Source organism: Salinivibrio sp. HTSP (assembly GCF_003390965.1).
Lineage (GTDB): Bacteria > Pseudomonadota > Gammaproteobacteria > Enterobacterales > Vibrionaceae > Salinivibrio > Salinivibrio kushneri.
The window spans coordinates 1-8,902 of record NZ_PXUD01000054.1 but is presented as its reverse complement, the minus strand read 5'-3'; the positions used below and the strand labels follow the sequence as shown (position 1 = coordinate 8,902).

Below are 8,902 nucleotides of genomic sequence, written 5' to 3'. Positions count from 1 at the left end.
GTTCTGTGAGAGGGATGAGGCGGCAACGCCTCACCCTACTCGATGTCTTTGGAAGGCTAATAGGCCCTTTATGCTTTGCTTTAAACTGCCTGCCAAGTAGATATCATTTCATTTTCTACCTACCCAAGATCCAATAAAAAGCCCCGTCTTGTCGACGGGGCGTTGTCTTTTTAGCTGTGTAATTGCTCGATTATTGAATTTGACTGATTCGGCTCACACGCTCTCCTGAAATGGTACGTAGCTGTACTGGGGCACTGACATGAGGGGCGTTATCCGCATCATAGGCCTGCCAGCTTGCACCATTATCGGTTGAGTACTCAATGGTGAGCCCAGGGAATGGCGAGTTCGCTTTCAATGTACCACTTTCTATCACCCCACCCGGAACCGGTAAGCGGAAGCCAACACCCTGTTGCTCAAGTTGGGGGAACCAGTAGTTCGCTAGCTGATTAGCAAAGAGGTTGTAATCCAGTTTGCGTTTGGTTTGATCCGCCTCTTGCCCGGTTTGAGTGCTTGCTTCCCACTCGGCACGGTGCCAAGCTCGCTCAGCCATGGCAAAGAGACGAGGGAAGGTCATTGATTCAAATTGGCCATCAGAGCGAATGGTTTCACTCCAAATAGATGCCTGTAAACCGAGCACATTTTCTGGACGCGTCAGAGTTTTCACGGTTGCAGCATCTAATACCTCTTGTTTGGTAATAGGTGCACCATTACGTTTTTCATCTGCGTTAGCGTAGAGGTCATCGGGCATAAAGCTAAACGTCTTACGGGTGTCGGTAAAACGGGGTGCCCAATAATAGCCACGTTCACTTGGATCTGGCTCATAGGGATGGTCAAAATAGAGGTGTGTGGCTTGGTTATAGATAACGCCATAACCATTGTTAGCGAGGTTATAGGCGCGATCGGCAACGCCCCACTCCCAGATATTTTGCCACGCGTTGCCATAGACGTGTTCATTGGCAAGTTGTGCACGTGGATAGGCTTTGTTGTTGTGCATGAGGCCATCTTCCCAACCACCGAGATCGAGCTGATGACGTTGGGTAATGTGAGAAATACGCTCGACAAAGTACTGACTCAGATCGTCGACACTGTTCACACCTGCATCATTGTCTGCAATAAAGGACTGACAGACGGGCGACGCTTTCCAAGCACCGGCAATTTCATCACCGCCAAAGTGGAATGTATCGAGTGGCTGTATGTCTCGATGAACATCGACTAACGCGTTAACCACTGTATCGACGAAGCGGTAACTGGATTCCATGCAAACATTCATCGCATTGTCGGTGAACATTTGCACAGAGAGGTATTGGGTATCGTCTTCAAAGTCCGTGAGCAAATATTCTTTCGCTTTGGCTTCATCGCCTTGTGCCATGAACTTGTGATAACGCGCTTCCATCGCTTTAATGGCCGCGTGCGCGTGACCTGGCATATCCACTTCTGGAATGACGGTGATATTGAGTGCCTCTGCCTTACGCAAGATCGCTTGATAATCGTCCGTGGTGTAGTACCCATTGGATGCTTCTGTGCCGTCAGGCCCTGCGCCTAAGAAGGGCAGCACGCAGTTGGTCTCTGACAAGTCATGACAGCGTTTGCTACCGACGTCCGCCAGTTCAGGAAGGGCTGGGATCTCAATGCGCCATGCTTCATCATCACTGAGGCGTAGATGCAGTTTGTTGAGTTTCAGTGCGGCCATCTGATCGAGTAATTTAAAGATGGCTTCTTTACTACGGAAGTTTCGTGCGGCATCGACAGACAGGCCTCGGTAAGCAAAGCGGGGTGCATCAGTTAGCGATACCGCCTTGAGTGTGTCGCCGGTTTTAAGTTGCAGCAAGCTTTGCGCGGCGTATAGGGCTCCCGCTTCATCAGGGGCGTCAATCTCAATACGTTGCGGCTCAGGTTGCACATCTAAGCGATAAGCTTCATGCCACTGGTCGCTTCCATTAAGGGTGACTTTTCCCCATCCCACATGAATGACTTTTTGCTTAGTGGGTGCCCAGTCGGTGACTGAAATGCCAAGCTGATCGGCAAGCCATTGTGCTTGTGCTTGATAGCCGTTGTCGTAGACCACGGTCCACTCGCTATCGAGAGTGACATGGCCATTTTTCTCAATGCGACTGGCCGGCGTGGGTAGCACGTGTCCTTGGGTATCGACCAAGGAAAGATCGGCATTGCGCGCATAACGCTGTTCGGCCGTGAACGGGTCATAGTGGTCAGTCAATGCGCCGCCGTAGCGCTTCCACTTTGCGGGCGTGTCAAAGTCACCGACAAAGGTGAGTTCATCATCCGGCTTGGTGGGCACTTGGCCATTTTTGTGGTTACTGGTGCTGGTAATCAACGCGGTATGCGTGCCAGTTTCATCGTCGGAGGCTAAATACCAATTCGGCATAATATCGGATTTAGCCACTTGCCAGTCAGAGGCATTAAAGCCGACGACTAATTGATCACCGGGGGCGAGCGGAACAAAGCTGTCAGTCGGCTCGAGCTTGAAGAGATCGCCGTTGACGTGTGAGACTTTAAGTTGATCGGTGTTGATCGAGTTGATCATGCGGATGTGACTGAAATAAATCGTCCAGCCCGTTTTAGGTAGCGTCTGAGTACTTTGGTTAGTAAACGCCACGTTACCAGTAAATGAACGCCAGTCATCTTGCTTATTATCAAGCACTTGGTATTGGACATCGAGCCCGTTTCCGAGTGCATCAAGCTGCGATGCAGGTATCGCCCAAGCGGTGCTACATAATGACGCGCCGATCAGGAGACCCAGTGCGGTAGGTTTGAGCATGCTATCCTCCAAACTTATTTTTTATTGTGAAAATAGTTAACAGGACATTAGAGGATAGCGCTCAATAAGCCTAGCAATCTTGTGAGTCAAAGTGTTTTTATGTCTAAAGACTCATATTTATTGATGTATGTAGGCAGTAGGTTTCGCTAGAATAGCGAGTAAGATCGCAGTAGAAATCGTTGATTCACTGCGATACGAATTAACGCGGAAGTAAGCAGCTTAACGCGATTTGGCTATCCACGAGCCGAATGCCGACAGCGACCATTTCGTCACAAGCAGATGATACCGTGCTGGGGTCAATGCCGCGACATGCTGCGAGGTTAACAATGACGTCAAAACGGCCGCGCTTTTTCAGTTGGATAGCCGTGGTTTTGACGCAGTAATCGGTTGCCAAGCCACCGACAATGACGGTTTCTACGGCTTGGCTGTGTAGCCACTCAATCAAGCCCGTACTGAGTTTCTCTTCAATATCATGAAAGCACGCACCGTAGGGATGAAGGTCAGGCTCGATGCCTTTCCAAACCACATAGTCGTAATCGGTAACGGGAGGCAAGCCGTCGAGAGTTTCAAATCCTTTGGTGCCGGGCACAGCATGCTTGACCCAAGTAAGGTCAGCGTTTTTGTGTGGCAACGATTGAAACATATCCGCGGGATCGTCGACGACCCAGACCGCATTAGTAGGATGTGCATCTTTGGTCAGTATGCGTAAATCAGCCAACGCCGCCTGCTGGTTCAGAGCCGGCCCGATGGTGTCGCCCTCTGGCACAGGCAATTCATCAGGACAAAGCGGCGTGAAGGTGCATTGCGCATCCACATCAATCGCGGCAATTTTGGCTTGTTTCATTGCATCATCACCTAGAGTATCTGATTGAGTAAATGATCGGCCTTAACCCGTTTTATCCGTTTGAGCAGACGCTTGACCGGGGCTGGATAGTCTTCCATTTTTTCTATCTGTTTATAGCTGCCGACCAACTGAGTGTGTGCCAGAATCTTGTCGACTTCTTTCTGTTTCTGCGCTTCGAGTTGCTGATGCTTATCATGAATCAAGATGGCGTTTTCTAAGTCTAGCTTCCATGCGCGTGGATTCAGGTTATTACCTGTCAGCAACATGTATTGGCGATCGACCCAAATTCCCTTTAAGTGAAAACTGTTGTCATCATGTTTCCAAATATGGATGTTTAACTGGCGTTTGGCAATCGCCGCTTCGTTACGACGTGCAAAGTGGCGCAGGTTGACTTCATACAGATAGGGGAGTGCCGAAATGGTCTTAAACGGTGCCTCTGGCGGCGAGTAAAAGTCATTGGCGGTTTTATCGCCAACAATGATGCTCACCGTCACGCCTCGGCGTAGTGCACGACGAATTTCTCTGACGACACTGCGTGGCGGATTAAAATAAGGAGTGCAAATCACCAACTCTTTTTGCGCGCTCGCAATTAGGTGGCAGATATAGCGGTTGAGCTTGTTCTTACGCTTACCCAGTCCGACCATAGGGGTTAGCCCGACTTGATCCTCGCGGAGAGGCTCATCATCGTAGCGATAGCTCGCACGCTGTAGCTGGGTGCGAAACTCACGAATACTCGGCTTAAGTGCTTTGCTATTGGGTCGGTCTGGCGAGGTGAGGCAATTGACCGCACTATCTGCTGTCAGGGTATTAACAATAAAGTCTGCCATGGTGTCGGCGAGCGCTTTATTGTTGAGCACATGATAGCGGTCGTATCGATATCTATTATGTTGCGCTAAATAAACATCGTTTAAGCTAGCGCCGCTGTAAAGCACTGTATCATCAAACACAAAGCCTTTTAGGTGTAGGACGCCAAACACCTCTCGGTTTCTGACTGGTACGCCGAGTACCTCTATTTTATGCGGGTAACGCTCGGCATAGGCGCGATATAATCCTGCATTGCCATCAGACTGCTCAGCACCGATCAGCCCTCGTTGTGCACGATGCCAGTCGACTAATACCTTGATATCAAGATCAGGATTGGCCTGCTTCGCTTCATAAAGCGCATCAAGCACGCTACGTCCAGCCTCATCATCCTGCAGATACAAGGCGACGAGGTAAATCCTGGATTTCGCCTTTTTTATTTCACAGAGCAAGCGCTCTCTAAACGAGACGGCATCTAATAAGGTTTCGAGATTGTCTGGCTGGTGCGCAATGGTGGGCAGGCGGTCGATAAGCAGCCGGTTTGCGTTCGCTGAATCCATTGTTACCTCTTGTTGTTCGACGGCCAGAGTCGAGCGGTTTGATGCTAAACCCTGAATTATACCAGAAATTAGATCAAGTCATGGATCACTGCGCGTGGCTTTGTTGTAAATATCACGCTTTAGGTGTGTATTTCATCGCGACTAAGTCTTTACCGCTATGACAGTAGCTCTGGTATCGCGCCGCCAATTCCTCTGGCAGGGCTTGTGTGTCCACACTGCTGAAACCGTGTTGCGCGTATAAGGCGGTCAATGGTCGAAATGCCAAGCAAAAGCTTGGACGCTGCGCCAATACGGGCTGGACGGCGTCGAGCAGTTGATGGCTTAACCCCGTCCCGCGCAAGTGCGGATGCAGCAGCATGCCAGTGAGCAGTTGGTAGTCTTGACGCGGCTGAAAGCGCACCGCGCCACATAAACCGCTGGGCCCATCCACCACCCAGATATGTTCATCCTTTTTCGGTTTTCCCGGTGGATAGTAGGTTTTATAAAATCGCGCCACGAGAGGAAACCGTAACGGCTCGAGTGGGTGAATGTGGTAATGATCCATAGCCTAATAGATGCGCAATACGAGCAGGACAGGTAGTATACCTATCCATGATTTTTTCTGACAGCGTAATGCATTGATGAAGTGGTTATCTGATGTGTCTTTGACACCCCATCACACCTTTGGTCTCCCCGCCCACGCTCATGCGATCGTGGAAGCGCACACGGTGGAGGATTTATATGCTATTTGGCAGCACGCTGACGACCTAGCGCTTCCTAAGTTAGTGGTGGGAGAAGGTAGCAACCTGCTCTTTTGCCAAGACTTTCAGGGCGTGGTGGTGCTTAATCGCCTGAACGGTGTGTCAGTCGATGACGAGAACGACCACTGGATATTGCACGTAGGGGCTGGAGAATCCTGGCATAACTTAGTCGCTTGGAGCATTGATAATGGTTTGCCCGGGCTGGAAAACCTCGCGCTTATTCCTGGCTGTGTCGGCGCCGCACCGATTCAAAACATTGGTGCTTACGGTGTCGAGTTTTGCGAGCGCTGCGCGTATGTCGATATCGTCAATCCATTGACTCAGCAAACACGTCGTCTGACCCGAGATGCCTGTCAATTTGGTTATCGCGATTCGATATTTAAAACCGACGTGATGACAGGGTGGGTGATCACACAAGTGGGGTTTCGATTAGCGAAAGCGTGGCAGGCCGTGCTCAAGTATGGTGCGTTAGCGGATCTCGATCCAGAGCAGGTATCAGCGCAAACCATTTTTGAGGCGGTCTGTGCGATCCGCCAAGCCAAGCTCCCGGATCCCCGAGAGTGTGGCAATGCGGGCAGCTTTTTCAAAAACCCGGTGCTTGATGCACACCAGGCGCAAGCCTTGCAGGCCCGTTATCCCGAGATGCCTATGTACGCTGCCGGAGAGGGAAAAAAGAAGCTCGCCGCAGGCTGGCTGATTGACCAGTGTGGTTTAAAAGGCAAGCAAGTGGGAGGCGCGCGTGTGCATCCTAAACAAGCCCTGGTGCTGACGAACGCTAATCAGGCAAGCAGCCAAGACGTCATTCAATTAGCCAAGCAGGTGGTCGACGACGTCAAGTCGCGGTTTGGTGTGACCTTGCACCATGAGGTGCGCTTTATGGGTGCCACGGGTGAAACCAGCTTGGAGGCACAATGAGCAGTGCACATAACGCTAGACTGACTCTTATAGACCGTTTATCTGATGGTGAATTCCACTCTGGCGAGATGCTAGGCGATGCGCTAGGCATGAGCCGAGCCGCTATCAGCAAACACATTAAAGTGTTGCAATCGTGGGGGCTGGATATTTACCGGGTGCAGGGCAAAGGCTATTGCTTATCACAACCGATAGAACTGCTGGATGACGTCTGGCTCCGTGAGCATACCGACGTGCCCGCTTTATCCGCGATCCCGGTCATTGATTCGACCAATCAGTACTTGATGGAACGTGTGGGACAACTTGCGTCAGGCAGCGTTTGCCTGGCTGAATATCAGCAGCAAGGAAGGGGTCGCCGTGGTCGCGCGTGGGAGTCGCCTTTTGGCAGTAACTTGTATTTGTCGATGTATTGGCGTTTAGATGCCGGCCCTGCGGCGGCGATGGGGCTGAGCCTGGTGGTCGGCGTGGCGATCACCAAAGCGCTCCATGAACTAGGCGCGCCAGGTGTGAAGGTGAAATGGCCCAACGATCTGTATTTTCAGGATAAAAAGCTCGCTGGCATCTTAGTGGAAATGACGGGGCAAACGGGCGATGCGGCTCACCTTGTGATTGGCATGGGGTTAAATATTGGCATGGGGGCACATTTGAATCAAAACATTGACCAGCCTTGGGCGCGTTTAGCGGAGGCCTGCCATCCCATGCCATCACGTAATACATTGGCGGCAACCTTGATTGCGCGTTTAAAAGACGCACTGATTGACTATGAGCAACATGGGCTATCGAGCATCATGGCCGACTGGCCTAAGTTGGATAACTTTATCGACCGCCCTGTTAAACTACTGATGGGCGATCGAGAAGTCCGTGGTATTGAGCGCGGTATTGATGAACACGGTGCCTTATTGCTTGACGTTGAGGGTGACATCACGCCTTATTTGGGTGGAGAGATCTCTCTAAGACGCGATGACTAACCCTGCTCTCGCAAGCACTATTTGCGCACACGGATATGTTGAACGGAGTGGTTGGCACCTTTTTCTAAGATTAAGCTGGCGCGCTCACGGGTCGGTAGAATGTTCTCCGATAAGTTTTTCCCGTTAATCTCATCCCAGATGGTCGCGGCTTTTTGAGTGGCTTCGTCCACCGATAACCGCGTGTAGTGATGAAAGTAGGCTTGTGGGTCGAGAAAGGCACCTCGGCGGAATTTCATAAAGCGCTCGATATACCAATGCTTTAGCAAGTCTGGTTCGGCGTCGACATAGATAGAAAAGTCGAGAAAGTCGGAAATAAACACATGATGGGGGTCGTGCGGGTAATCCATACCACTTTGCAGCACATTGAGCCCTTCGAGGATCAAGATGTCGGGTTTCTCTACGTTTTGCACGTCAGAGGTGATGTCGTAAACCAGGTGAGAATAAATCGGCGCGGTGACACAGTCTTTTCCTGATTTGACGTCAGCCACAAACTCAACCAGTTTGCGCATGTCATAAGATTGCGGAAACCCTTTCTTATGCATGATGCCACGCGACTCAAGTTCGGCGTTTGGATACAAAAAGCCATCCGTAGTGACCAGCGCCACTTTGGGATGGTCAGGCCATCGTGTCAGCAAGGCTTTTAAAAGGCGTGCGGTGGTACTTTTCCCCACGGCGACGCTGCCCGCAATGCCAATAACATAAGGCACATGATTTGATACCGGTTGGGATAAAAACTCGTCTAGCACTTCCGTCCGGCTTTTACGCGCTTTTACATAGAGATTAAGCAGCCGGGATAGAGGAAGATAAATATCGCGGACCTCATCCATCGACAAATGCTCGTTAAGGCCGCGCAAGCGGTCAATGTCATCTTCTGTGAGCGTCATGGGCACTGCATCCCTCAGTTCAGCCCATTGTTGACGCTCGAACGACAAATAAGGCGTTAGCGTTGCATTCATGATCCATGTGCCTTAAGCCAGTAAAGAGGGTGACGATACCGCAAACGACAGGGAAGGAAAAGCGCCGACGATCGGCGTTAAGTGACCCGGTTGGTTATTTTCGCAACAATCACGCGAGAAAATACGCAAAAGACGAAAAAATCACCCATTTTTTTAAAATTCCCTATTGCACCCCTCAAATCCATGGCATAGAATGCGCAGCACTTGTCGCCGGCTTAGCTCAGTTGGTAGAGCAACTGACTTGTAATCAGTAGGTCGCCAGTTCGATTCCGGCAGCCGGCACCAAAATTTAGGTGGAATTCCCGAGCGGTCAAAGGGATCAGACTGTAAATCTGACGGCTCAGC

General features: G+C 50.7%; 7 protein-coding genes and 1 tRNA gene. 3 read left to right on the top strand and 5 right to left on the bottom strand.

The window, feature by feature from the left end; genetic code table 11:
• Positions 1 to 190: 190 nt before the first annotated feature.
• The 4 genes from C7A19_RS11075 to C7A19_RS11060 form a co-directional block, all read right to left on the bottom strand.
• Positions 191 to 2,776, bottom strand: a complete 2,586-nt coding sequence (locus tag C7A19_RS11075) for a family 20 glycosylhydrolase (protein ID WP_116644894.1) — start codon at positions 2,774 to 2,776, stop codon at positions 191 to 193.
• A 199-nt stretch (positions 2,777 to 2,975) separates the two neighbouring features.
• Positions 2,976 to 3,620, bottom strand: a complete 645-nt coding sequence (locus C7A19_RS11070; RefSeq protein WP_077459613.1) for a nicotinamidase — start codon at positions 3,618 to 3,620, stop codon at positions 2,976 to 2,978.
• A gap of 11 nt (positions 3,621 to 3,631) precedes the next feature.
• Entirely contained in the window at positions 3,632 to 4,981 is a 1,350-nt protein-coding gene (pssA, locus tag C7A19_RS11065) for a CDP-diacylglycerol--serine O-phosphatidyltransferase (RefSeq protein ID WP_116644893.1), read from the bottom strand.
• Positions 4,982 to 5,093: 112 nt separating this feature from the next.
• Positions 5,094 to 5,525 carry a GNAT family N-acetyltransferase gene (locus C7A19_RS11060; protein WP_069362664.1) on the bottom strand — a complete coding sequence of 144 codons (432 nt, stop codon included), beginning with the start codon at positions 5,523 to 5,525 and terminating at the stop codon, positions 5,094 to 5,096.
• A gap of 76 nt (positions 5,526 to 5,601) precedes the next feature.
• On the opposite strand from C7A19_RS11060, the gene murB reads away from it, so the two are divergent.
• Both murB and birA read left to right on the top strand, forming a co-directional pair.
• Positions 5,602 to 6,636, top strand: coding sequence for a UDP-N-acetylmuramate dehydrogenase (gene murB, locus C7A19_RS11055; RefSeq protein ID WP_116644892.1), 1,035 nt, complete (start codon positions 5,602 to 5,604; stop codon positions 6,634 to 6,636).
• On the top strand, positions 6,633 to 7,601 hold the full coding sequence (gene birA, locus C7A19_RS11050; protein ID WP_077650260.1) for a bifunctional biotin--[acetyl-CoA-carboxylase] ligase/biotin operon repressor BirA: 969 nt from the start codon (positions 6,633 to 6,635) through the stop codon (positions 7,599 to 7,601). The genes murB and birA overlap by 4 nt, the downstream gene beginning before the upstream one ends.
• Before the next feature lie 17 nt (positions 7,602 to 7,618).
• Here birA and coaA read toward each other — a convergent pair whose 3' ends face one another.
• Complete coding sequence (gene coaA / locus C7A19_RS11045; RefSeq protein ID WP_069362661.1) at positions 7,619 to 8,557, bottom strand: type I pantothenate kinase; 939 nt, start codon at positions 8,555 to 8,557, stop codon at positions 7,619 to 7,621.
• Positions 8,558 to 8,766: 209 nt separating this feature from the next.
• Between coaA and C7A19_RS11040 the strand changes: the two genes are divergently transcribed.
• Positions 8,767 to 8,842, top strand: a tRNA-Thr gene (locus C7A19_RS11040).
• Positions 8,843 to 8,902 lie beyond the last annotated feature (60 nt).

What these genes read in the sequence shown, in the direction of transcription:
- C7A19_RS11075 (WP_116644894.1), bottom strand. Translation starts at nt 2,776, where the DNA reads ATGCTCAAACCTACCGCACTGGGTCTCCTGATCGGCGCGTCATTATGT.
- C7A19_RS11070 (WP_077459613.1), bottom strand. Translation starts at nt 3,620, where the DNA reads ATGAAACAAGCCAAAATTGCCGCGATTGATGTGGATGCGCAATGCACC.
- pssA (WP_116644893.1), bottom strand. Translation starts at nt 4,981, where the DNA reads ATGGATTCAGCGAACGCAAACCGGCTGCTTATCGACCGCCTGCCCACC.
- C7A19_RS11060 (WP_069362664.1), bottom strand. Translation starts at nt 5,525, where the DNA reads ATGGATCATTACCACATTCACCCACTCGAGCCGTTACGGTTTCCTCTC.
- murB (WP_116644892.1), top strand. Translation starts at nt 5,602, where the DNA reads ATGAAGTGGTTATCTGATGTGTCTTTGACACCCCATCACACCTTTGGT.
- birA (WP_077650260.1), top strand. Translation starts at nt 6,633, where the DNA reads ATGAGCAGTGCACATAACGCTAGACTGACTCTTATAGACCGTTTATCT.
- coaA (WP_069362661.1), bottom strand. Translation starts at nt 8,557, where the DNA reads ATGAATGCAACGCTAACGCCTTATTTGTCGTTCGAGCGTCAACAATGG.